Below are 418 nucleotides of genomic sequence, written 5' to 3' on the forward strand. Positions count from 1 at the left end.
GCATTCCGGACAAGCCTCCGGCCGCCGCTCATTATGGCCGCAATGATGGCAGACGAGCTGGCCGCGAAAGCGATGCTCGACCAGCCAGGCCGAACAGACCGGGCAGCCGAAGCGATGGCCGCAGACGCGGCAGAGCGTCAGCGGCGCATAGCCGCGCCGGTTGAGGAAGAGCAGCGACTGCTCCTTCCTCTCCAGCGTGCGCTGCATCTGTTCCAGCAGGACCGGCGACAGGAAGCCGCCGCGCGCCGGCGGCGAGCGCCGCATGTCGATCGACTTCAGATCGGGGAGCGCGGCTTCCGCGAAACGCGACGACAGCACGGCCCGGTCGTAGCGGCCCTGGCTGGCATTGACCCGGCTTTCCACCGACGGCGTCGCCGAGGCGAGCACGACGGGAAAGCCGCCGATATGGCCGCGCACC

General features: G+C 69.6%; 1 pseudogene. It reads right to left on the minus strand.

Features of this window, described 5'->3' with window-relative positions:
* Window positions 1–418: pseudogene (locus EOA27_RS40105) on the minus strand (primosomal protein N'); the annotation flags it as partial.

Source organism: Mesorhizobium sp. M2A.F.Ca.ET.037.01.1.1 (genome assembly GCF_003998075.1).
Taxonomy (GTDB): domain Bacteria; phylum Pseudomonadota; class Alphaproteobacteria; order Rhizobiales; family Rhizobiaceae; genus Mesorhizobium.